Origin of the sequence: Kocuria atrinae, assembly GCF_039531425.1 — a bacterium.
GTDB classification, from domain to species: Bacteria; Actinomycetota; Actinomycetes; order Actinomycetales; family Micrococcaceae; genus Kocuria; species Kocuria atrinae.
This window is the reverse complement of record NZ_BAAAQA010000033.1, coordinates 40,985-63,336: the sequence shown is the minus strand read 5'-3', so window position 1 is coordinate 63,336 and position 22,352 is coordinate 40,985. Positions and strand designations below refer to the sequence as shown.

Below are 22,352 nucleotides of genomic sequence, written 5' to 3'. Positions count from 1 at the left end.
TCACTGGTTGGGCAACCGCACCGGCATCAGCAGGTACTTGTAATCCACGTTGTCCTCGCCGTCCAGCTCTTCCTGGGCGGACAGAACCGCGGGCTTGGGCGGAGCGGTGAACGAGAAGCGCACGTACTGCGAATCGAACGCGTGCAGACCCTCGGAAAGGTACGTGGGGTTGAACGCCACGGTGATGTCGTCACCGTTGAGCTGAGCGTCCAGGACCTCGGAGGCCTGGGCGTCCTCGCCGGTGCCGGCATCCAGGGCGACCTGGCCCTGGGTGAAGGCCAACCGGACCGGAGTGTTTCGCTCGGCAACCAGGGAGACACGACGGACAGCTTCCACCAGGTCCGCGGTCTTGACGGCAGCGGTGATGGGCGTGTTTTCCGGGAACAGCGAGCGAATCTTGGGGTACTCGCCGTCGATCAACAGGCTGGTGGTCCTACGCCCGCCGGATTCGAAACCGACCAACTCGGCGTTGTCGGCCAGCGCCACGTTGACGTCACCGGAAGCACCCAGTGTCTTGGCGATGTCGTTCAACGTCTTGGCCTTGATGAGGGCGGCCGTGGAGATCGTGGGGTCCGAAGGACGCCACGTGAGCTCACGCATGGCCAAGCGGTAACGGTCGGTGGCGAGCAGCGTGATCTTCTCGCCCTCGATCTCCATGCGGACACCCGTGAGGATGGGCAGGGTGTCGTCCTTGGACGCAGCGATGTTGACCTGGCCCACGGCGTGAGCGAATTCGTCTCCGGCAATGACACCAGACAGCTCCGGAAGCGCGGGAAGCTGAGGGTAGTCATCGACCGGCATGGCGGCGAGATTGAACTTGGACGACTTACACGTGAGCGTGACCTTCCCGCCTTCGGCTTCTACCTGAACGGGTGCCGAGGGCAAAGAACGGCAGATGTCCGCAAGCAGACGACCGGAGACCAGGGTGGTGCCCTCTTCCTGAACATCGGCACTGATGGTCAGACGAGCAGAGATCTCGTAGTCGAAGCTGGCAATCGACAGTGATCCGCCTTCCGCCTTGATGAGCAGACCGGAAAGCACCGGTACCGGAGGGCGTGGTGACAAAGATCGTGCCGTCCATGTGACTGCTTCAGCCAGTACGTCGCGCTCGACGGAGAACTTCACGGCAATGCCCCTTTGGTCTAAAAATATGTAACTCGCCGTGTGCATCGTATCCGCCTTGAGCCACGAGTATCGAGCCGGGAGTACTCCGGTGGAGTGCGGAAACTTGTAATTACAGGTTCTCAGCGGAGCGTGGACCGAGGGATGGGGGCAGGATTTTTGTTATTCGGTGGATTTCTCTTTAAGGGTAAGAGTGTTAATAACCCATGTGGAAACTGTGGATAACTGCCTGCTTTCCGCTGTTTGAACCGGTCGAGCCTGTTGACGTCCTGTGCTTAACTTCGTGCCTGTCTGTGGCCGGTCAGTGCACAACTTCCGCGGTATTCCGCGGGATCCACAGCTCCGTCCCCTGCTCGGGTCGGGTTATCCACCGAAGCTCTGACGTTGTCCACAAAGTTTTCCACATCGACCGATTTAAGGTTGTGCACAACCCGTCCACACGGCCGTCTAGAACTGTGCATGGAGCGGCGTCGTTGCTGGTCCCGTGCGGCGGGAACCTGTGGATGAATCACAAAAATAGGGCCCCGACCAATCGGCCGGGACCCTGAACTACTGCGAAGAAGTGGGCTCAGCCCTCGCGGGACTGCTGCTTGATGCGGTTGGTCAGCTCCGTGACCTGATCAAAAATCTGACGCCGTTCGGCCATCAGGGTGCGAATCTTGCGATCCGCGTGCATCACGGTGGTGTGATCACGGCCGCCCAGTTCTTGGCCGATCTTCGGCAGGGACATGTCCGTGAGCTCGCGCAACAGGTACATGGCAATCTGCCGTGCGGTCACGAGCGTGCGGGTACGTGACTTGGATTTGAGCTCATCCAACGTGATGTTGAAGAAGGCCGCGGTCTGTCCCAGGATCGACGCGGCCGTAATTTCCTGGCCGCCGTCCTCGGTGATGAGGTCCTTGAGCACCAGCTCGGCCAGCGGCAGATCCACTGCTTGTTTGTTCAGTGAGGCGAAAGCGGTGACGCGGATCAGTGCGCCCTCGAGCTCGCGAATATTGGTGGAGATGTGTGAAGCGATGTACTCCATCACGTCATCCGGAGCATCCATGCCCTCGCTGATGGCCTTCTTGCGGAGAATCGCGATACGTGTTTCCAACTCCGGCGGCTGCACATCCGTGATCAATCCCCACTCGAAGCGGGAGCGCATGCGCTCGGCGAAACCTGTCAGCTGCTTGGGAGGCATGTCCGAGGTGATCACGATCTGCTTCTCGTGATTGTGCAGGGCATTGAACGTGTGGAAGAACTCTTCCTGCGTGTGTTCCTTGCCGGCCAGGAACTGGATGTCGTCGATCAGCAGCATGTCCACGTTGCGGTAGATGCCCTTGAACGAGGAACCCTCGTCGTCGCGGATCGAGTTGATGAAGTCATTGGTGAACTCCTCCGAGTTCACGTAGCGCACGCGCAGCTTGGGATAAAGGCGCTTGGCGTAGTGGCCGATGGCGTGCAACAAGTGGGTCTTACCCAGCCCTGAATCCCCATATATGAACAACGGGTTATATGCCTTGGCCGGTGTCTCTGCCACGGCAAACGCTGCGGCGTGGGCGAAACGGTTGGACTGGCCGATCACGAACGAGTCGAACACGTACTTGGGGTTCAACCGCGCGGAGCTGTCCCACTCGGCATCCGACGGGCTGGTATCCGTGCCGTTGGTGGTGCTGAGCGGTTCGCGCGGCCGCGCCGGCGGTGCGGCCTGCGGGTCTCGACGCGGCGGTAGATCCTCATAATCACGCGTGGTGGATTCCGCGGCCATGGTGTCGGTCAACCCACTGGGAACCGGGCTCGGGTGGTCGGTGCGGGGAACATCCACGCCCGGGGTTGCCGGTGTCGACGGGGTGCTGCGGTTGCGCTCGGCCTCGAGCTCCTCGATGGAGGGCACTGGGGAATCGACGGCGGGAGCGGGGGCCTCATGCTCCGGCGGAGTCAGGCCGAGTTCGGTATCCACCACGAACGCGACCAGCGTTTCCGGACCGAAAACACGGCCCACTGCCTCGTCCAGTACGGCGGCCATGCTGCGGTGCTGGAAGTACTCACGGGTGCGCTCATTGGGAACGGCCACCAAAAGCGTGGTGCCCATGAGGCCCTGGGGCTCGGAGAGCGAGATGAAGCCACGGGACCGGCCGGTCACGCTGGGATGTTCCTTCATGTACCGGACACATTCGGCCCACTGTTGGAGCAGGGGCTGATTGTCCTGATACATGTATTTCTCCTGACGGTAGCGGCGGGTCGAGGCTAGTTTTCCACAGAGTTGTACACAGCGGTGGATAAACCAGAGTGGGGGAACCCGTAACGGACAGCCTAGAACATGCATCGCGGCACTTCATAGCCCCATTCAGCCGGTGTGGAGAACTACAACCTTGTAGTTCGTGCCTGGGGATAAACTTGCTGAGAGACGTCCGCCGGAAGCGTTGTTCACAACATCCACAGCCTGTGGATTCACAACTGTGGAGAAGTCCGTGCGGAGCCCCTGATTTGACCGGGGACGGGCGATTGACTACTGTAAATCAGTCTTGTGCGTTTATGCTCGGGCCTTTCTGCCGTGCCTGCGCACCCAAATACCTACCGCGTGCCCATCCCGTGCAACCGCACGGTTCAAGCACCGTTGTCCCAACCTTGTGGAGTGACTAATGACCAAGCGGACTTTCCAGCCGAATAACCGCCGTCGTGCCCGTAAGCACGGCTTCCGCGCTCGTATGCGCACCCGCGCAGGCCGCGCCATCCTGAATGCCCGCCGTGGCAAGGGTCGCGCTTCTCTGTCGGCCTAAGTTGTAGAGGCTTCGCACCGTGCTGCCAGTCCAGCATCGGATGCGCACCTCGGCGCAGTTTTCTGCAACCGTACGTTCCGGCGCCCGTAGTGGACGCCGGAACGTCGTCGTATCCGTACGCGTGAGCGATCAAGACCAGCCGACTCGCGTGGGTTTCGTCGTATCCAAGGCCGTGGGTAACGCCGTGGTTCGCAACAAGGTCAAGCGCCGGTTGCGTGAATTCGCCGCGGACACCGTCCGATCGCGCCCCACCGGGCATGACGTGGTGATACGTGCCTTACCTGCCTCGGCGGGTGCGACATGGAATGAGCTCGGCGATGACTACCGGGGTGCGTACGCGAGTGCGTCCCGGAAAGCCGGATAACGACAGACTTCGGCAATGCCCAGTGCAATGCCGTACCGTTCGAAGTGCAAGGTATTGAAGGAGGCGCACACGTGGAAGACCGGGTGGCAGCCGACGCTCTCCTGAACCGAGCGCCTCACGAGTACCGCAGGGCGAACAGCGCATTACGCGCCATCAAGTACGCCCCGCAGAACCTGTGTATCGCACTGCTCAAGCTGTACCGATCCATCGTGTCCCCGCTCTACGGGGACGTGTGCCGTTACTTCCCATCCTGCTCGGCCTACGCGCTCGAAGCTTTCACCGTTCACGGCGTAGGCCGCGGACTGGGGTTGAGCGTCAAGCGCTTGCTGCGCTGTCATCCATGGGCGGCGGGAGGAATCGATAGAGTTCCAGGCGGTGGGCGTGAGTTCCACTCACTGTCCGAGACGCCCAAAATCATTCTGCTCAACCACCCGAACCTCGCACGTGAAGCCACGTGCGACCGCCCAGGTCACCACCACGGCGTGACCCAAGGAGCCAACGTTCGATGAATTTCTTCGACATCATCCTCTTCCCTTTCAGCTGGGCCGTTTCGGCAGTGCTGTGGGTATTCCACGAATTGCTCACAGCCATTGGCATGGACCCGGCCTCGGGTATCACCTGGGTGCTGTCGATCGTGGGCCTGACCCTGGTGATGCGTACGCTCACCATTCCCCTGTTCTTGAAGCAGATCAAGTCCATGCGCGGTATGCAGGAACTGCAGCCGGAAATGGCCAAACTGCAGGCCAAGTACAAGGGTAAGAAGGACCAGCTCTCGCGCCAGGCCATGGCTGAGGAGCAGATGGCCCTCTACAAGAGCCACGGCTCCAACCCGTTCTCGGCATGTTTGCCCATCTTGGTGCAGATGCCCATCTTCTTCGCGTTGTTCCAGGTGCTGCGCTCGGTGCCGCAGGCCGCCGGCAACGGGGAGTCCATCCACGTTCTGACCCCGCAGTTGGTTGAGCAGTTCAACGCCTCCACGATCTTTGGTGCGCCGCTGTTCTCCACCCTGATGCAGCCGGGTGCCGGTAACCACACGGCGACCGTGGTCCTGGCGATCGTGATGATCGTGGCCATGTCCGCAACGCAGTTCATCACCCAGAAGCAGCTGACCGTGCGCAATATGAGCGATGCTGCCAAGCAGTCGCCCATGTACCGCCAGCAGCAGATGATGCTCTACTTATTCCCCCTGGTCTTCGCGATCGGCGGCATCAACTTCCCGCTGGGTGTGCTCATTTACTGGACCGTGTCCAACCTGTGGTCCATGGGCCAGCAGTGGTGGGTTATCCGCAACAATCCGACCCCGGGTTCCCAGGCCGAGCGCGAGCTCAACGAACGTCGCGCCGCCAAGGGGCTGCCCCCGGTGGGCGTGACCAAGGAAGAGCACGAGGAGAAGCTGGAAGAGCAGCGTCAGCGTGCCGCTGCGGGTCAGCGCAAGCAGCCCGTGTCCAAGAAGCGTCAGAAGCAGCAGCAGTCCCGTAAGAAGCAAGGGTCCTGAGGGAGAGCATCGTATGAACGACACCGATAACAATCAGGAAACCGCAGCCGAGGAACAGTCCGGCGACGTTCTGGAAGCCCAGCTCAGCCCCCTCGAGGAAGAAGGCGAGATCGCGGCCGACTACATCGAGGAGCTGCTGGACACCGCCGACATCGACGGCGATATCGACATCGAGGTCCGTGACGGCCGTACCTACGTGTCCGTAGTGACCGAGGACGGCGAGGACGCCGAGCTCGAGGCTCTCGTGGGGTCCAAGGGAGAGGTTCTGGACTCGCTGCAGGAACTCGCTCGCCTGGCGGTACTGTCCGCCACGGAGCGCCGCAGCCGCTTGGTGCTCGACGTGGCCGGCTATCGCGAGGAGCGCGCTGAGGCACTGCGCGAGATGGCGCAGAATGCTGTCACCAAGGTGCAGTCCACCGGTGACAGCGTTCACCTGGAGCCGCTGTCCGCCTATGAGCGCAAGATCATCCACGACGCCGTGGCAGAGGCCGGTCTCGTTTCCGAGTCCGAGGGCGAGGGCCCGGGCCGCCACATCGTGATTTCTGCAGCGGGCTAGGCCTTTGGCACAGTCACGCTCGTCCAAGACGCACGACGCCGCTCCCGAGCCTTCTCAGCCTTCCGCTGAGTCACGGCCCGGTCCCGATCCGCAGCCGGCTCCCCCGCTTGAGGGTGCTGAGCTGGAAGCTGCGCAGCAGTTGTTCGGGGATCGATTGGAGCTGGCCAAGCGCTACACGGAACACCTGGCCTCCTCCGGGATCGTCCGTGGTCTGATCGGCCCGCGCGAGGCCCCCCGATTGTGGGAACGTCACGTACTGAACTGCGCCGTAGTGCAGGAATTGATTCCGAAGAACGCCCGCGTGGTGGACGTCGGTTCCGGTGCGGGTCTGCCCGGTTTGTGTCTTGCATTGGCTCGCCCAGATATTTCGATCACGTTGGTGGAACCACTGGAACGACGTGTTCAGTGGCTCGACGAGGTGATCGAGGATCTCGAGCTGACCAACGTGACGGTGCTCCGTGCACGCGCGGAGCAGGCCAAGGCCGAACTGAAGAACATCGACGTGGTGACGGCTCGCGCGGTGTCCGCCTTGATCGGCCTGGTCGACATCACTCTCCCCCTGCTCAAGGGCAAGGGACAACTTTTGGCTCTCAAGGGACGCTCGGCGCAGGACGAGGTCGATAAGGCCAAGAAGAAGTTCAATCGTTTCGGTGTGCGTTCGGCCGAGGTGCTCACAGTGGGTGAGGATCTGCTGAGCGAACCCACCACGGTGGTTCGCTTGGAATTGTGATGCGGATCAGCGTGAACGATCTGGCTGGGTAAGCTAACCCCAGTACAGTCTGTAAACGTCGGAGAGGACGAGTGGTACGAGTGGAGCAGAACGCCGAAGCTCGGGATAACCGAGCGCGCGATCACGACTTCGGTCTTCCACCGGATCCCGTTGCACAAACAGAAAAGGTTGTTCCTGACCGAGGTCGTCATGTTTCACGTGAAACGGACACTCAGCACGGTACGGCAGCGCAAGAGGCAGTAGCGGATACCGCTCTCGGGAGGAAGCTCGTGGAAGAGAACAAACGTCGGGCCAAGCTCAAGCAGACCAAGATTGATCCCCCTGCTGAGACCCGTTACATCACCATCAGTAACCAGAAGGGTGGCGTGGGTAAGACCAGCACCTCGGTGAACCTTGCCGTTGCCCTGGCGCAGCAGGGGCAGAATGTCCTGGTGGTCGATAACGATCCGCAGGGCAACGCCTCCACCGCATTGGGCATTCCTCACGGGACCGATGTGGACAGCGTGTACGACGTTCTGATCGACGAAACGCCCATCGTGGATGTGGTTCAGGAATCTCCGGAAATGGAGAACCTGTGGGTATTGCCGGCAACTATCGACCTGGCGGGCGCGGAGATCGAACTTGTCTCTGTCGTTGCTCGCGAACAGCGGCTACAGCGTGCACTCAAGGAGTACGCCAAAGCCCGTGAGGAACGGGGCGAACCCCGCCTGGACTATGTGTTCATTGATTGCCCGCCGAGTCTGGGGCTTCTCACGATCAATGCGTTCGTGGCCGCCACTGAAGTGCTCATCCCCATTCAGTGCGAGTACTACGCACTTGAGGGTCTGAGCCAGTTGCTGAACAACATCAACATGATTCAGAAGCACCTGAACCCTGATTTATCGGTCTCTTCCATCCTGCTCACCATGTACGACGGCCGCACCAACTTGGCCTCGCAAGTGGCGGATGAGGTGCGCGAGCATTTCCCGGAGCAGGTCATGAACACCATGATCCCCCGCTCGGTGAGAATCTCTGAAGCCCCGAGCTATCAGCAAAGTGTGATCACGTACGATCCAAGTTCCACCGGCGCCCTCTCTTATCTCGAGGCCGCTGTTGAACTGGGGGCACGTTCTCCCAAGGGGTAGTCCTCCCTGCTTTACGTGGCCTAGAAATGCACGTGTTTCACGTGAAACATCAGTACGGCGCCAAGCGGGCCGCGAACCTGAGGGTTCGTGGCCCGCTTCGCCTTCCGGTGCGATGAAGTGCCTCCGTCTGAGTGAGATCTCCTTTAGTCTGATCTTCCGCTGTCCAGCAGGTCTTCTGGACGGATACATTCTCGGCGCATGTTTCACGTGAAACATATCGAGTCCTCGCAGGAGACCAGTAGACAGAATGGCCGGATCCGTACCTCCGACTTTCATGCGTCATCAAGGTCGCTTAGGCAGCACTGTCACGTAGTCGCCGATGAAGAATGTGTGTTCTTGTATTACCGGTGTTTTACGTGGAACACCGGCACGAGCCGAGCCATGGGGTTGACCAGCATGATGCTAGAAGGCAGCAAAGTATGAATAACTCAGGGATCTAGTGCATCGCTTAACAAAGACGCGGCATGTTTCATGTGAAACGCGGCACGTGCCACGCTCTGAGGCGGACCAGCACGGCGCTAGAAGACAGCCAGTATGAAGGCCTCACGGGGATGTAGTAAATAGTTCAGGGAGGCCACCGCATGTTTCACGTGAAACATAGAAGGCTGTGTCCTTCCCATCACAACACACCAGCCGGGACGCGAGGTAGCAGCGAGTGGATGCTGTTCACGGATAAGATGAACGTCGAATACTCGACGAAAGGATCCCCGTGAGCGAGAAACGGCGCGGCTTGGGACGTGGTCTAGGGGCACTCATCCCTAGCGGACCAGCGACCCCATCTGTGGAGACAGACAAAAACCAGGGTGAGGCAAACAAGGCACAGTCCACCCCGGCTAAGAGCTCAGCCAGAGCTGAGGCCTCTACGTCTAGCAAGGAGACCGCGTCGAAGAAGCCGAGCGCGGCGACACGGAAGACGAAGCCGACTAAGACTGCCACTAAAACACCGGTTGCCGAGAAGGCTCAGGCCGAAACTAAGGGCCAGTCCGGTAAGAAATCGGCGGCTTCTTCACAGGCTTCGGATGGTGGGCGATCAAATTCCACTAAGTCACCGGCTCAGGCGAGTGAATCCGCTTCCAGTACTACGAAGAGCCCCGCATCTCGTGGACCGGCCACTGTTTCACGTGAAACAAAGGGCGGAGCAAGCCCGGAGAAGTCTCCGACCCAGGAGAAGCCATCTTCTGACAGCAATGGACAGGCCAAGGGGACCAAGAGTAATGCGCGCGGTCGCCGGGACATGGCTCAGGCTCTCCGTAGTACCACTTCGGTTCGACGCCCGGTCGACATGTTCTTCCTGCCTTCGGATGCCGCAGAAAAAGTGGAAGTCGAAGACGCTCCGGGTGCCTCTACAGAGCTGAACAAGCCCGCGAAAACGAGTTCTTCGTCGGGTGAAACGTCGACGAACGAAAGCCAGGCGGGACGTAATGACGATGTTTCACGTGAAACGTCGAACCTGTCACCTGCTGCCCCTAGCACCGACCAGGCAGAAGCGGAATCTCCTGCCAAACAGGGAGGGCGGGGTGCGGCGCATGCCCAAACGGACACTCCTTCCGCGGATGGCGCGACGGTCGAATCAAAGAAGGAGCCGATTCGGGTTCCTTCCGCAGGGGGCGCGGACGATACGGCTACCTCGGGAGTGGATGGGGCAGAAACAGCTGCCGATTCGGGTGTTGAGACGTCGTCCACTCCGTCTGCACCCGGCTCTGACGATGTTTCACGTGAAACATCGCCTAACGCCGCCAATGACCGTGATGACGAGGATCTCGCAATGGTGCCGGGTGCACAGTTCGCCGAGGTACTGGTCAAGGACATTCACCCGAACAGGAAGCAGCCTCGCCAGGTCTTCGACGAGGACGAACTGGCCGAGCTCGCGTTCTCGGTGAAAGAACTCGGGGTCCTACAGCCCGTTGTCGTACGACCGAGCCGCGAGGATGAAGGCGCTAAGTACGAACTGGTCATGGGTGAGCGGCGCTGGCGTGCGGTTCAAAAGGCCGGCCTGGATTCGATTCCCGCAATCATTCGAGAGACCTCGGACGATGACCTCCTCCGGGATGCTCTCCTGGAGAACCTGCACCGATCGCAGCTCAATCCATTGGAAGAAGCGGCGGCCTATCAGCAGCTCCTTGAGGAATTCGGTGCCACCCAGGACGAACTGTCTCAGCGCATCGGCCGTTCCAGGCCGCAGATCTCCAACACGCTTCGTTTGCTTCGTCTGCCACCCTTGGTGCAGCGCCGCGTTGCGGCTGGTGTCTTGAGTTCCGGCCATGCCCGCGCCCTGCTGGGGCTGACCGACCCGGCAGAGATGGAGCGGCTGGCTCAGCGAATTGTGGCTGAGGGGATGTCCGTGCGTGCCACGGAAGAGACTGTTGCCCTGTCAGATGGTCTGAAGCGTCATGCCACCAAGCGCAAGACCCCTACTCATCGCCACGATGATCGTCTCAACTACATCGCAGACGCCTTTTCCGATCGCCTGGATACCAGCGTGAAGATTCAACTGGGGGCACGTAAGGGCAAGATGACTATCGAGTTCGCTTCGGTGGAGGACTTGAACCGAATCATCGACGTTCTCGACCCCAAGATGGAAGATCGGAAGTAGATTCCCAAATTCATCGGCACCCTCTCGGCGCCGTCAGGGAACGAACTAGCCCCGATGTTTCACGTGAAACATCGGGGCTAGTTCATGACATCGACGCGCGACCTACTTGTTGTAGTAGGCCTCGATATCGGAGAGACTCATGGTTCCCGTGGATACGGTGTCGTTGGACTGCACGTACATGCGCTGAAGCCCGCACAGAATCGATTCCGCCAAGCGCTCCCGGTGCTCGCTATCTTCAAGATGAGCCCGCTCGTTGGCACTTGAGAGATAACCCAGATCAATCCACACCGTGGGTGCATCCGAGTAGCGCAGAAGTTCCCACTGCCTGGCGTGGCAACCAAGATCCTGAGCACCCGTGCGGGACACAAGTTCCTTGAGGACGTACCGCGCGGCCATTTCGCCAATGGGCGAGAAGGTCTCGGTTCCGTCCTGGTTGCCCCAGTGATACGTAGCGACACCATGGGCGGACTGGGATTGGTTCCAGTCGCAGTGCAGTGTGACCACCAGGGCATCTGAATGCCCGTTGGTCGCGTCTGCCTTGGAGCCAGCCGTGCGCACCCGTTCCCCCGAATTGGTCGTGTAGTTCTCCGAACCCACGACAACGGGCAGGGCCCCCACATTGTTCAGGAGCTCATAGGTGCGCAGAGCTACATCGGTGGTGATGCGTTCCTGATCCTTGGTGAACTGCTCAGGTGCTGTAGGTGAGACGGCCTGTCCCGAAGATGCCCATGGGAGAAGGATGATGACCCGCTGCTTGAGAGCATTAGTCGCCTGTTCCAAGCGATGATAGTCGCGCAGAGAATAGGCCTTGGACGAGGTGATGTTCTTGTTGATCCGCGCCAGGGCCGCAATGGTCTCCAGGTCCACCACACCATTGGGCTCCAAGCCGAGGTTTTCCTGTAGCTCCACCACCGCGTAGTGCGTTTTCTGGGAAAACACGCCGTTCAAATGACCGTAATAGAAACCCAACCGGGAAAGGTTTGTTTGAATGCGCTCCACGTCTTCACCGCGGAGCGGGTGCTCCGGGTCGAAGTACAGCGGACGATCGCCCAGCGTGTACTGGGCCTGTGTCAGCGCCGTCTCGGTTTCCGGACCCACCACGCCGTCCACGATGAGGCCCTTGTTCTGCTGAAAGGTACGCAGAGCGCCGTCCAGGGCCTCATCGAAGTGCGAGGGGTCATTGACGGAATTCGGAGAAAAACCAGTGGAATCCTCACACGCACGGACGAGTCGTTCGCGCAGCCCAACCACGCGCCGGTCGGTCATTCCCAAGCGCAGATTGGTCGCATTTTGCTCGGATGTCACTGGTCTTCCCCCTGACGGTTGTGAAACGTGGAGCGCGGTGGCGGTGGTGTGCTGGGCGCTCAGGCGGACGGCGTCAGGTAGTCCGCGAAGTCCTTTTCAAGGGCGGACTTGGGCTTGGCGCCGATCGACGTCTTGGCCACTTCACCGTTGGCAAACAAGTAGACGGCGGGAATGGAGGTGATGCCGTACTTGGAAGCGATGGCGGGGTTGTCGTCCACGTTGACCTTCACGACGTCCACGTTGTCCGCGTACTCGGCGGCAATGGCGTCCAGTACGGGTCCCAGCTGGCGGCAGGGGCCGCACCATTCGGCCCAGAAGTCCACGATGGTGGGCTTGGAGTTCTCCAGCACCTCGGCCTCGAAGTTGGCGTCGGTGACGTCCTTGGCTGCACTCATGTCGAGTAGTTCCTTTCAAACGGGTGATTGACCGGCCATAACGGGCGGTTCACCAATGGTTGAGATTGATTATGACAAAGTCGGCTGTGATCAGCTGTCGAGAGCTGCCAGGTAGTGCTCCACGTCGATCGCGGCAACACATCCTGAGCCCGCGGCGGTGATCGCCTGACGGTAGGTGGCGTCCACAACGTCACCGGCTGCGAAAACGCCGGGGATGGACGTGGTGGAGGAACGGCCGTCCACGGCAATGGTGCCGTCTACGGTCAGGTCCAACTGATCCTTGACCAGGTCCACTCGCGGGTCGGAGCCGATGGCCACGAACAAACCGGTGATGTCCAGCTCGGAGGTCTCACCGGTCACGGTGTCCTCCAGGGTCAGTGACTCCACCTTGGCATCGCCGTGAATGTCCTTGACCTGCTTGTTCCACAGAATCTCGATCTTGGGATCGTCGAACGCGCGCTGCTGCATGATCTCCGAAGCGCGGAACGAGTCGCGGCGGTGGATCAGGGTCACCTTGGACGCGAACTTGGTCAGGAAGGTGGCCTCCTCGATGGCAGAGTCACCGCCACCGACCACGGCAATGTTCTGTTCCTTGAAGAAGAAGCCATCGCACGTGGCGCACCACGAGACGCCATGGCCGGACAGGCGCTCTTCGTTGGCCAGCCCCAGCTTGCGGTACGCGGAGCCGGTGGACATGATCACGGTGCGGGTGCGCAACACGGTGCCGTCCTCGACGGTCACGGTCTTGATCTCACCGTCCAGCTCCACGGCAGTGACGTCCTCAAAGCGGATATCCGCACCGAAGCGCTCGGCCTGCTGCTGCATGTTGGTCATCAGATCCGGGCCCATGATGCCCTCGATGAACCCGGGGTAGTTCTCCACATCGGTGGTGTTCATGAGCTCGCCGCCAGCGGTCACCGAACCAGCGATCACAATGGGCTTGAGATCCGCGCGAGCTGCGTAAATAGCGGCGGTGTAGCCGGCGGGACCGGAACCAACGATGACCACGTCGTGAACGGCGTCGTCAGAGGCGTCAGACGTGCCGGGGGCGGTCTCCTGCGCCGCAGCGGGGGTCAGGTTCAACTTCACGGCGTTCGCGAAGGAGGGACCGAAATCATTGCTCACGTGTAGTAGGCCTTTCTGAGGATTGCCGCGTGTGCGGCGGGAAACTACTGGAAGAACGTGCCGGTACGGCGTGAATATTCCGGGTGGCTACTCCACCGAGACTTCGCCGATGCGCAGCCCGTGCTGGTAACCGCCAATGGGGTTCGTGAGCTGCGGCAGCTGATCCCAAACGACCAGCACGTACTGGTGCTCGCCGTCCTGGGCCGTCTGGTTGAGCGGCACGGTGATCTGGGGCCCGGTGAACGATCCCGTTCCAACCTGCTGCGCGTCGTCCATGGAGGGGGAATCGGAAACGTAGACGTTGAAGTTGCCGCCGCTGCCGCTGGACTGATCGATCGTGATTTCGGATACCGGCGCGGGCTCCTCGAGCTCCACGGCCAGACCCACGTAATCGGTCAGATTGCCGAAGGCAGCGTTGGAGAATCCGTAGCTGAGCCAGTAGGTGGCGGGATTGCCGTCGATGGCCTGGTCCAGAGTCGCGTCCGTGTCGGTCATGAAATTCGGATCAGACGTCACTCGGGTCACCGCTTGCGGCTGGGGTTCGGCCTGGTCGCCCTCGGCATCGGCCGCTTGGGTTTCCTGGGGCGCCGACGTCGTTTGCTCGCCCTGCGGTGCCGGGTCGGAGTCGTCGCTGCCGAACTGGGAGGTCAACGACCCCAGTGCACGGAAGCCGAAGACCACTGCGGCCAGGAGGGCGAGAATCAACAGGAGCAAGAGCAGGGCACGCAGTGGGCCGTTGCGCTTCTTGCCGGGCTTCTCGGGATCGGCGGTAGCACCGGGGTCATGACCGGCGCCGGAACCACCGGCGGAACCGGCTGCGCCCGCGGCACCCGCACCGAGTGCGGCGGACCCACCAGCGGCATGAGCGGAGCCGTCTTCCCCGCGGTCATGGCGGCGGTCGGCATTGTTATCGTCCGAGTCCTCGTGGACGGGCTCTTCACCGCGGTCGATGGCCTGATCCATCGCAGCAGCTCCCGCGGGTGTCGCCGCACCTGAGCGGTCCTGGCCGGGGGTTTCGTCCTCGATGACCGGGTAACCGGTCAGGCGCTCGGGCTTACCCTCGTTGGCTTCGAAACTCTCGTAGCGATTGTCCCCGTCGTAGGTGGGGTCGATCTTGCTCGCGGCCGCGGCGGAGGCCCCCACTGCTGCACCGCTACCCCCGGCGGCTGCACGGTCGAAAAGGGTGGAGCGGGTCGACTCGGGGTTCACTTTGCGGGCGCGGCCCAACTTATTGCGCACCGAGGGCGCGGCGGGGGCGTTCTCGTACGCGTCGTATTCGTCATCACTCCACTTGGTGACGGCGGGTTGAGCGGCAGCCTGGGCATCGTCACCCGGCCCGGCGGTGTCGGTGGATGAGCCGGAATCGGAGGCGGACTCGGAACCCGTGGCGGCCACAGCCTGGTGCGGCTGGGTGGGGTCCGGTTCCTCGTAGACATACGGGGACACCGGATTGGAACGGGAGTCACCGAAGATATCGTCCGAGAGGGACTCGTCCTCGAGTTCGTTCTCGGCAACGAGCAGAGTGTCCAGCAGGTCCGCGGCGGGAGCATAAGAGGTCACCACGTACGTGGAGTCCTGGGTTTGTCCGAGGTCCAGAATCTGGAAGCGGTCACTGCCCGAGCCCGAGGCCAGGGAGCGCGCGTTGGCCACCATGAGCTGCTCGTGGTCGTCACCAGGGACCAGGATGGACACCCGGCGCCGCAGAATCTGGTCCTCACCTTGCAGCACGTGGTCATCATCGGCGCTGGTCAACAGCGACGCGGTGACCTGGTAGCGGCCTCCCAGTACAGTTCCGAGCGCAATGGGCTGGGACACGGCGAACTCCCTCGAGTTACGGCGCCCGGCACGGTTCGCGGGCGCGACGACAAACTGTTGGGCAGTCTACCGGCCCAGGCGCGCCTTCAACGGGCCGATCAGCGAGCCGAACTCCTCAACCCGGAATACCTTCATGGCCACCAGATACACCAACCCCATGGCCACGCCGCCCACCATCACGGTCGTGAAGGCGGTGATCTGGTTCTGCCACGGGAATCCGCCGGTCTCGTAGCCGCCCAGCAGCCACAGGGCGACGACGCCGCCCAGGCCGGCTACCAGCGAGGCCGCCAGGATCCGCGCGTGGGCACCCAGGATGCGAGCGACGTCGTAATCCCCGATGCGCCGCTTGAGCGCGAAGTGGTAGAGGAGCGTGGCCAGGATGTTCTGGGCCGCGTAGCAACCGGCCACGGCGAAGACCATGTATTCGGGTGGCAGGGCGCGGGCGATAGCTACTGCGGCAATCACGGTGAAGATGGAGACGATCACCTGCACCACGAACGGAGTGCGGGCGTCCTCCTGCGCGTAGAAGGCACGGCCGAGCATGAAAGCCGTGGACATGAACGGCGCGCCGATCGCGATGACCGTGATGACCTGGCCGATCACGGCGCCGGCCGGGGCGATCCCACCGGAGAACATCATGCCCAGCGGGCCCGCGTACACGATGAGCGCGACCATGCAGAAGACCGTGGCCACGCTGGTGATGCGCATGCTCGAGGAAAGCGACGAGACCAGGCTGTCGCGGTCCTTGGCGTCCGCGGCGGCGGCCATGCGGTTGAACAGGACCGTGGCGATCGACAGGCCGATCACGCCGTGGGGCAATGAATAGAGGAGCGAGGCCTGGTTGAGTGCGGTGACACCGGCGATCTGCTCGGATACCCCGCCGGACGGGTCGACGTTACGAGCACCGGTGGGGATGGCTGCGGTACGGGTGAGCGCCAGGAAGGCGAGGTTGGCGATCACTCCGGTGGCCAGGGTCCAGCCGCCCAACTTAGCGGCGGTGGAGAGGCCGATGCCGCGCCAGCCGAACTTGGGTCGCAGCCCCAGGCCCAGGCGCTTGAGCGGCCAGAAAAGAATGAGTGCCTGAGCGATAACGCCCACCGTGGACATCCCCACGAGCCAGAAGGTCTGCGCCGAGGTCCAGTTCTCCAGGGTGTGGGGCGTGCGGGCGAACGGGCCGAACTGGTAGATGAACACCAGCAAGCCGGCGATCGCAATGATGTTGTTGAGCACCGGCGCCCACATGTACGCGCCGAAGGCACCCTTGGCGTTGAGCACCTGGCCCACCACGGTGTAGAGGCCGTAGAAGAAGATTTGGGGGAACGTGATCAGGGCGAAGGTGATGGCCATGGTCAGCTGGCCCTCGGACCAGCCCGGGCCCATGATGCGGATGATGGGGATCGCACACGCAACCACTACCGCGGTCACACCCAGCAATGCGAGCACGGCCAGGGTGATCAGCCGCGAAATGTAGTCCGCGCCGGCATCCGGATTCTTGGAGGCCTTGATGATCTGCGGGACCAGCACTGCGTTGAACACGCCGCCGGCGATCAGCACGTAGATCAGGTTGGGCAGGTTGTTCGCCAGCTCGAAGACGTCCGCCATGGTGGTCAGCGAACCAATGGCCACCGTGATCAGCAGCGCCTTGGCGAAGCCCAGAACTCGGGAGATCAGGGTTCCGGACGCCATGATGGCGCTGGAACGCGCACCGGATCTCTGCATGAAAACAGGCCTTCCTGCACGGGGAATGAAACCGCGGACACCGCGGAGTCTGTCCGCGGACGCGTTTACAGCTGGTGAATGATGTACTCCCGAGCGATATCGGCAATGCGCCGCTCGTTGGGGAAGGACAGCTTACGGCCAAGATCGTCGATCCCGGACCAGGCGACGTCAACGGCCTCGTGATCGGGGTCGTTCTCCGTGGTCAGGAAGCCGCCGGTGGCCTCCAGAAGGAAGTGGTGAACGGTCTTGTGCACGCGGTGCCCGGAGACGGTGAACCAGTAGTCGATACTGCCCAGTGGAGAGAGTACGCGGCCCATGATGCCGGTTTCTTCCTCGATCTCGCGGACAGCTGCTTCTTGGTTGGTCTCATTGCCTTCCGGGTGGCCCTTGGGGAGGCACCATTCAAGGCGACCACCGCGATTAATTCGAGCGATGATGGCCACCGGATGAGTGGGGTCTTTGAGGTTCACCACAATGCCGCCGGCCGAGACTTCTTCCACCGTGGGCAGCGCGGAGACCGGTTGGTTCGGTCGCCTCTTGGGCGCGCTAGGGACGGGAAAAGCCATGCCTACTACCTTAGTCATATTCCCCGGGCACTCCCTGACCCGGGAATCGGTGGGCCGGGCGACCACGGAAGAAATGAGACAATTACGGCCATCATGACGCAGCTCCTCGATACTTCTTCCCTGCACCCCGTTTCCCTTGAGTTGGGGCGGCTTTTTGCCAACGCCGGACATGAGTTGTCCCTGGTGGGTGGGCCCGTGCGGGACCTCTTCCTGAATAGGGATGCTCTGGACCTGGACTTCACCACGGATGCCACCCCGGACCAGACACTCGCGGTCATCAAGAAGTGGGCGGACGCGCACTGGGAGATCGGTAAGGACTTCGGGACCATCGGCATGCGCAAGGCCGGCCTGCAGTTGGAGGTCACCACCTACCGGGCCGAGGCCTACGACCCCGATTCACGTAAGCCGATGGTCGCCTTCGGGGACGACCTCACCGAGGATTTACGACGCCGCGACTTCACCGTCAACGCCATGGCCCTGCGGTTGCCGGATCTGGAGCTCGTGGATCCGTTCGGCGGTATTAATGACCTGCGCGCCGGTGTGCTGCGCACCCCGGGCACCCCCGAGGACTCCTTCACGGACGACCCCCTGCGCATGATGCGCGCCGCTCGTTTCAGCGCCCAGTTGGGTCTGGACGTGGCCGAGCCCGTGCGCGAGGCCATGACGGCCATGGCGCAGCGCCTCGAGATCGTCTCCGCGGAGCGAGTGCGCGAAGAACTGGTCAAGCTCGTGTGCGGGGCCTACCCCCGCCGCGGCATTGAACTCATGACGGACACCGGCCTGGCAGACATCGTGCTCCCCGAGGTTCCCGCGCTCAAGCTCGAGACGGATGAAGCGCATCACCACAAGGACGTCTACCAACATTCCCTCACGGTTATGGAACAGGCCGCGGAGAAGGAAACGGATGCTGACGGCCCCGTGCCCGCCCCTGACTTCGCCCTGCGCTTTGCGGCACTCATGCATGACGTGGGTAAGCCGGCCACCCGTCGCTTCGAACCCAGCGGCGCGGTCAGCTTCCGTCACCACGAACTGGTGGGTGCCAAGCTCACCCGTAAGCGAATGAAGGCGCTGCGCTTCGACAACGACACCATCAAGAAGGTCACGCGCCTGGTCGAACTACATATGCGTTTCTACGGATATGGCGATGCGGGATGGACGGACTCCGCCGTGCGCCGGTACGTGCGCGATGCCGGTGACCAGTTGGAGCGACTGCACCGACTCACCCGCTCGGACGTCACCACTCGTAATAAGCGCAAGGCCACGCGACTGGCCAACGCCTACGACGACCTCGAACGACGCATCGCCGAGTTGCGTGAACAGGAACAGCTCGAGGCCGTGCGTCCCGAACTGGACGGTCAGCAGATCATGGAGATCCTGGGCATCGGACCGGGGCCCGAGGTGGGTAGGGCCTACAAGTTCCTGCTCGAAATGCGCCTGGACGAGGGTGCCGTGGGTGAGGACGTCGCTCGCGAGCGGCTCATCGAGTGGGCCAAGTCCAAGGGGATCGGCGCGGCGTCGTAAATTGTGGGGCTGGATCGCGCCACGAGCGGCGAACGGGCCGGGGCCGTGGAAGACTGATGCCGTCCCTGTGTCCACCGGAGGAGTTCGCGCATGAGCATGGAAGGCGCCAAGAAGCGCGGCGGCGGTAATTCCGGCCTGCTGCTGCTCGGCCTGGGCCTCTACACGGTCATGATGGCGTACCTGCTGCGCGTGCCGTGCCGAGTGCCCAACTGGAACCTCGCCGAGGACGTTCCCGAGCTGTGCGCGACCGTGATCGGCACAGGGGACATGGGCGTGCGCTCCACGGACGTGGTCAACGGCTTCTTCACCGGCGGGCCCACCGGGGACCAGCCGGTCCTGGTGGGAATGATCACCACCATCATCGGGTGGTTCGCCTCCAACCTCTCCTCCCTGCTGGGCATCGACGTGGACCAGGGCATCTACCTGGACCTCTCCCTCATTCTTTTGGCGCTCGTGTGGCTGGCCATCGTGGCCGTGGTGTCCTCGCTGAGCGGCTCACGCAAATCCGATGCCCTGGTCATGGCCCTCGCGCCGGTGGTGGTGCTCGTGGGCTTCCAGACCTGGGACCTGTGGGCCGTGCTCTTCATGATGCTCGCGCTGCTCGGCTACGTGCGCGGAAACCCGGCGCTCGCCGGTTTCATGGTGGGCTTCGGTGCCTCTGTGGCGTTCTTCCCCGTGGTGGTACTGCTGGCCATCCTGATCATGGCCGCCCGCCACCGCTTCATCAAGGACTTCATCAGCGCGCTCATTTGCGCCGCGATCGCCTGGATCCTGATCAACGGCACCTACATGCTCACCGCGTGGGACCAGTGGCGGGCGCAGTTCAACAACCTGGTGGATTCCAATACCGAGCAGTCCTCGTTCTGGAACGTATGGAACGACACCATCGAACCGCGCACCGGCGTGGCCTTGGACGGTGGAAGCGTGGGTCAGTTCGTGCTGCTGACCATGGTCCTGGGGCTCGTGTTCGTGCTGCTGATCTCGCTACTGAGCCGCCGGGAACCCTCCGTGGTGCAGGTGATGTTCTTGCTCCTGGCCCTGTACGTGCTGCTCGCCAAGGACTACTCGCTCAACTACGTGCTGTGGCTGGTGCCGCTGGTGATCCTGTGCCGCCGCAACTGGATCGAATTCGGACTGTGGCAAGCGGTCGAGGTCCTCTACTGGGCCACCGTGGTGCTGCCGGCCGCTGCCTGGCCCACTCTGCCCTGGATCGAACAGTTCGGTTGGGCACCCCAGGACATCCTGGCGGTCATCCGCTACCTGTTCCTCATCTACTTCGTGGTGGCCGTGGTGATCGACATGTTCCGCGGACGCAAGGCATTGGCTCTCGGGGTCTCAGCGCTCAAGTGAACCGGCCGACGTGATCGGCTGTTAAGTAACGCGTGTGTTCCGTGAGATCATAAAGTCACCCTACTTATTACTGCCCCTCGGAAAGAGTCATGGAGAACCAGAAGTCCCGCCCGGTCATCAACTGGCAGCCGCCCTCGTGGCGCTCTTTGCGCAAGCCGCTGTTATTGATCCTCGCGGGCGTGGTGGTGGTTGTCTTGCTGTGGAGCACCGTGATCAATTACTTCTTGGTCTCCCGCGACCCGCAGTCTCCCGTGGACGCGTACCTCAGTCAGTTGGAGCGTGGCAGCGCCCGCCAGGTGCTGGCCCCCCTGAGCATTATTAACAGCGACCCCACCGTGCAGGTCCTTCCCAACTCCGTATACCGCAATTCGCATGAACGCCCGGTAGGGCACGAGATCATCTCGGTCTCAGAACGCGGCACACAGGCGGACGTGGAAGTGGACGTGCGCATGGGTGACGGCCAGACCCATCGCGTGACCTACACGGTGGACAAGTTGGTCTCCACGGGATTCCTCAATGACACCTGGCAGCTCAATGACGTGGACGACGTGATGGTGGGTGTCAAGCTGCCAGCCGCGGTGGATGCCCTGTCTGTGAACGGTCAGACGGTACGTCCCGACGCCGCCGCGTTGCGCGCTTCGGATGACACCCCCGCCCGTACGTGGCAGTTCGAAGCCCTGCCGGGCAGCTATGACGTGGCGATGCCGGAGGATTCCTACCTGTTGGCCAGTAAACATGCTGTAGGGGGCATAAATATCAGCGACCCACAGGCACTATCGCTCGAACTCGACTTCGGGCCCTCTCCGCGCATGTGGGAGACCGTTGACCGGGAGATCGGCGTGGTCATAAAGAACTGCGAGGGAGGCCGCCGCCTGGACCTCGACGCATGCCCCGCGCCCAGCTCGTGGGTCGAGGGAGCGGCGTCGACATCAGAAACCGCCCAACCCGATGACTTGCCGGATGGCGTGACGGACGTGAAGTGGGAACTGGAGAAGCGGCCGGCCCTGGTGCTGCAGCCGGAGGACAACGACCCCCTGACGTTTCACGCCCAGCGCTACCGCCCCGCGGTGGCCAAGGTGACCTTCCGAGAAGATGGCCGCACCAAGACCGAACGTGTGGAGTTCGGGTTGGATGTCACCGCGCACTCGAGCGGCAACGACATCACCACGGATGTGCAATTGCGCCGAGCGCTGACCGATACCGAACAAGCCTTCGACCCCTCGTAAACTTGAGGTAGTCGAGGAGGGAGCCACCGTGGCCCAAGAGCCGGAATATTACAAACCTCAACCGCTTCCCCCGCGCGACGGCGCTCGCGGCGGTGGATACCAGCAGAACGGGTACCAGCAGCGCGGTTTCCAACAGAACCCCGGAGCGTCCCAGTGGGGCCAGCCCCGTCAAGGGCCACCCGTGGTCAACGTGGTGGGTGGCAAGTCCGCACTGCTGTCCTACGTGCTGTGGTTCCTCCTGGGCTGGTTGGGTGTGCACAAGTTCTACCTCCAGCAGCCGTTCCAGGGAATCTTCTACCTGCTGCTGGCCGCAATCGGTTCGTTGACCACCCCGATCATCATCGGCTGGTTCATCCTGGCTTTGTGGGGACTGCTCATGATCATCGACCTGTTCATCATCCCGTTGCGGGTTGCGCAGCTCAATGCGCGGCTGACCCGCCGGGTCAATGGCTACTGAGCCGCAGTTGTAGTAAACTCGGCAAGTCTGTGTGCCGTTCGATACGCGATCGGTACCGACAAACGCACAGAACCTCCTGCTGCGGAAGGACCGCAGCCGCTTAGCCCGAAGGAGGTGGGTTCTTTAC

Annotated in this window: 20 protein-coding genes; 12 read left to right on the top strand and 8 right to left on the bottom strand. The window is 62.0% G+C overall.

Going from position 1 to position 22,352, the window contains the following annotated elements; translation table 11 throughout:
• Window positions 1–1,125, bottom strand: coding sequence for a DNA polymerase III subunit beta (dnaN, locus tag ABD283_RS12875; RefSeq protein ID WP_344225384.1), 1,125 nt, complete (start codon window positions 1,123–1,125; stop codon window positions 1–3).
• A 565-nt stretch (window positions 1,126–1,690) separates the two neighbouring features.
• Complete coding sequence (gene dnaA / locus ABD283_RS12870) at window positions 1,691–3,319, bottom strand: chromosomal replication initiator protein DnaA (RefSeq protein WP_344225383.1); 1,629 nt, start codon at window positions 3,317–3,319, stop codon at window positions 1,691–1,693.
• Window positions 3,320–3,746: 427 nt separating this feature from the next.
• On the opposite strand from dnaA, the gene rpmH reads away from it, so the two are divergent.
• From rpmH to ABD283_RS12830, 8 genes are all read left to right on the top strand, one after another.
• Window positions 3,747–3,884: a 50S ribosomal protein L34 gene (gene rpmH, locus ABD283_RS12865; protein WP_095797204.1), complete on the top strand. Its 138-nt coding sequence runs from the start codon at window positions 3,747–3,749 to the stop codon at window positions 3,882–3,884.
• 19 nt (window positions 3,885–3,903) lie between these two features.
• On the top strand, window positions 3,904–4,248 hold the full coding sequence (gene rnpA, locus ABD283_RS12860) for a ribonuclease P protein component (RefSeq protein ID WP_344225382.1): 345 nt from the start codon (window positions 3,904–3,906) through the stop codon (window positions 4,246–4,248).
• A 71-nt stretch (window positions 4,249–4,319) separates the two neighbouring features.
• On the top strand, window positions 4,320–4,757 hold the full coding sequence (gene yidD / locus ABD283_RS12855) for a membrane protein insertion efficiency factor YidD (protein WP_344225381.1): 438 nt from the start codon (window positions 4,320–4,322) through the stop codon (window positions 4,755–4,757).
• Window positions 4,754–5,743, top strand: coding sequence for a membrane protein insertase YidC (gene yidC / locus ABD283_RS12850; protein WP_344225380.1), 990 nt, complete (start codon window positions 4,754–4,756; stop codon window positions 5,741–5,743). Before yidD ends, yidC begins: the two co-directional genes overlap by 4 nt.
• Before the next feature lie 13 nt (window positions 5,744–5,756).
• Window positions 5,757–6,299 carry a Jag family protein gene (locus ABD283_RS12845; RefSeq protein ID WP_344225379.1) on the top strand — a complete coding sequence of 181 codons (543 nt, stop codon included), beginning with the start codon at window positions 5,757–5,759 and terminating at the stop codon, window positions 6,297–6,299.
• Window positions 6,300–6,420: 121 nt separating this feature from the next.
• Window positions 6,421–7,029 (top strand): 16S rRNA (guanine(527)-N(7))-methyltransferase RsmG, encoded by a 609-nt coding sequence (rsmG, locus tag ABD283_RS12840; RefSeq protein ID WP_344225523.1) that lies wholly within the window; start codon window positions 6,421–6,423, stop codon window positions 7,027–7,029.
• Window positions 7,030–7,298: 269 nt separating this feature from the next.
• On the top strand, window positions 7,299–8,153 hold the full coding sequence (locus tag ABD283_RS12835; RefSeq protein ID WP_344225378.1) for a ParA family protein: 855 nt from the start codon (window positions 7,299–7,301) through the stop codon (window positions 8,151–8,153).
• 1,234 nt (window positions 8,154–9,387) lie between these two features.
• A complete protein-coding gene (locus tag ABD283_RS12830; RefSeq protein ID WP_425552842.1) occupies window positions 9,388–10,746 on the top strand; it encodes a ParB/RepB/Spo0J family partition protein in 1,359 nt (452 codons plus the stop codon).
• Between the two features lie 102 nt (window positions 10,747–10,848).
• On the opposite strand, the gene ABD283_RS12825 is transcribed toward ABD283_RS12830, so the two are convergent.
• From ABD283_RS12825 to ABD283_RS12800, 6 genes are all read right to left on the bottom strand, one after another.
• The gene (locus ABD283_RS12825; RefSeq protein ID WP_344225377.1) at window positions 10,849–12,051 is read right to left on the bottom strand and encodes a peptidoglycan-binding protein; all 1,203 of its coding nucleotides are present in this window, start codon (window positions 12,049–12,051) and stop codon (window positions 10,849–10,851) included.
• 59 nt (window positions 12,052–12,110) lie between these two features.
• Complete coding sequence (gene trxA / locus ABD283_RS12820; RefSeq protein WP_344225376.1) at window positions 12,111–12,446, bottom strand: thioredoxin; 336 nt, start codon at window positions 12,444–12,446, stop codon at window positions 12,111–12,113.
• A gap of 90 nt (window positions 12,447–12,536) precedes the next feature.
• Window positions 12,537–13,571, bottom strand: a complete 1,035-nt coding sequence (gene trxB, locus ABD283_RS12815; RefSeq protein ID WP_425552839.1) for a thioredoxin-disulfide reductase — start codon at window positions 13,569–13,571, stop codon at window positions 12,537–12,539.
• An 87-nt stretch (window positions 13,572–13,658) separates the two neighbouring features.
• Window positions 13,659–15,386, bottom strand: coding sequence for a hypothetical protein (locus ABD283_RS12810; protein WP_344225375.1), 1,728 nt, complete (start codon window positions 15,384–15,386; stop codon window positions 13,659–13,661).
• Between the two features lie 66 nt (window positions 15,387–15,452).
• Window positions 15,453–17,105, bottom strand: coding sequence for a murein biosynthesis integral membrane protein MurJ (gene murJ / locus ABD283_RS12805; protein WP_344225374.1), 1,653 nt, complete (start codon window positions 17,103–17,105; stop codon window positions 15,453–15,455).
• Window positions 17,106–17,170: 65 nt separating this feature from the next.
• Window positions 17,171–17,671 (bottom strand): NUDIX hydrolase, encoded by a 501-nt coding sequence (locus tag ABD283_RS12800; RefSeq protein ID WP_344225373.1) that lies wholly within the window; start codon window positions 17,669–17,671, stop codon window positions 17,171–17,173.
• Between the two features lie 93 nt (window positions 17,672–17,764).
• Between ABD283_RS12800 and ABD283_RS12795 the strand changes: the two genes are divergently transcribed.
• The 4 genes from ABD283_RS12795 (at window position 17,765) to ABD283_RS12780 (ending at window position 22,225) form a co-directional block, all read left to right on the top strand.
• Entirely contained in the window at window positions 17,765–19,192 is a 1,428-nt protein-coding gene (locus tag ABD283_RS12795; RefSeq protein ID WP_344225372.1) for a CCA tRNA nucleotidyltransferase, read from the top strand.
• A gap of 90 nt (window positions 19,193–19,282) precedes the next feature.
• Window positions 19,283–20,542: a glycosyltransferase 87 family protein gene (locus ABD283_RS12790; RefSeq protein ID WP_344225371.1), complete on the top strand. Its 1,260-nt coding sequence runs from the start codon at window positions 19,283–19,285 to the stop codon at window positions 20,540–20,542.
• A gap of 89 nt (window positions 20,543–20,631) precedes the next feature.
• Window positions 20,632–21,768 (top strand): hypothetical protein, encoded by a 1,137-nt coding sequence (locus tag ABD283_RS12785; protein ID WP_344225370.1) that lies wholly within the window; start codon window positions 20,632–20,634, stop codon window positions 21,766–21,768.
• 28 nt (window positions 21,769–21,796) lie between these two features.
• Window positions 21,797–22,225, top strand: a complete 429-nt coding sequence (locus ABD283_RS12780) for a TM2 domain-containing protein (RefSeq protein WP_344225369.1) — start codon at window positions 21,797–21,799, stop codon at window positions 22,223–22,225.
• The last annotated feature ends 127 nt before the right edge of the window (window positions 22,226–22,352 follow it).

Coding starts and splice junctions, on each gene's coding strand:
- ABD283_RS12845 (WP_344225379.1), top strand. CDS start 5,757: ATGAACGACACCGATAACAATCAGGAAACCGCAGCCGAGGAACAGTCC.
- trxA (WP_344225376.1), bottom strand. CDS start 12,446: ATGAGTGCAGCCAAGGACGTCACCGACGCCAACTTCGAGGCCGAGGTG.
- ABD283_RS12785 (WP_344225370.1), top strand. CDS start 20,632: ATGGAGAACCAGAAGTCCCGCCCGGTCATCAACTGGCAGCCGCCCTCG.
- ABD283_RS12790 (WP_344225371.1), top strand. CDS start 19,283: ATGAGCATGGAAGGCGCCAAGAAGCGCGGCGGCGGTAATTCCGGCCTG.
- rpmH (WP_095797204.1), top strand. CDS start 3,747: ATGACCAAGCGGACTTTCCAGCCGAATAACCGCCGTCGTGCCCGTAAG.
- dnaA (WP_344225383.1), bottom strand. CDS start 3,319: ATGTATCAGGACAATCAGCCCCTGCTCCAACAGTGGGCCGAATGTGTC.
- yidC (WP_344225380.1), top strand. CDS start 4,754: ATGAATTTCTTCGACATCATCCTCTTCCCTTTCAGCTGGGCCGTTTCG.
- ABD283_RS12830 (WP_425552842.1), top strand. CDS start 9,388: ATGGCTCAGGCTCTCCGTAGTACCACTTCGGTTCGACGCCCGGTCGAC.
- ABD283_RS12795 (WP_344225372.1), top strand. CDS start 17,765: ATGACGCAGCTCCTCGATACTTCTTCCCTGCACCCCGTTTCCCTTGAG.
- murJ (WP_344225374.1), bottom strand. CDS start 17,105: ATGCAGAGATCCGGTGCGCGTTCCAGCGCCATCATGGCGTCCGGAACC.
- ABD283_RS12800 (WP_344225373.1), bottom strand. CDS start 17,671: ATGGCTTTTCCCGTCCCTAGCGCGCCCAAGAGGCGACCGAACCAACCG.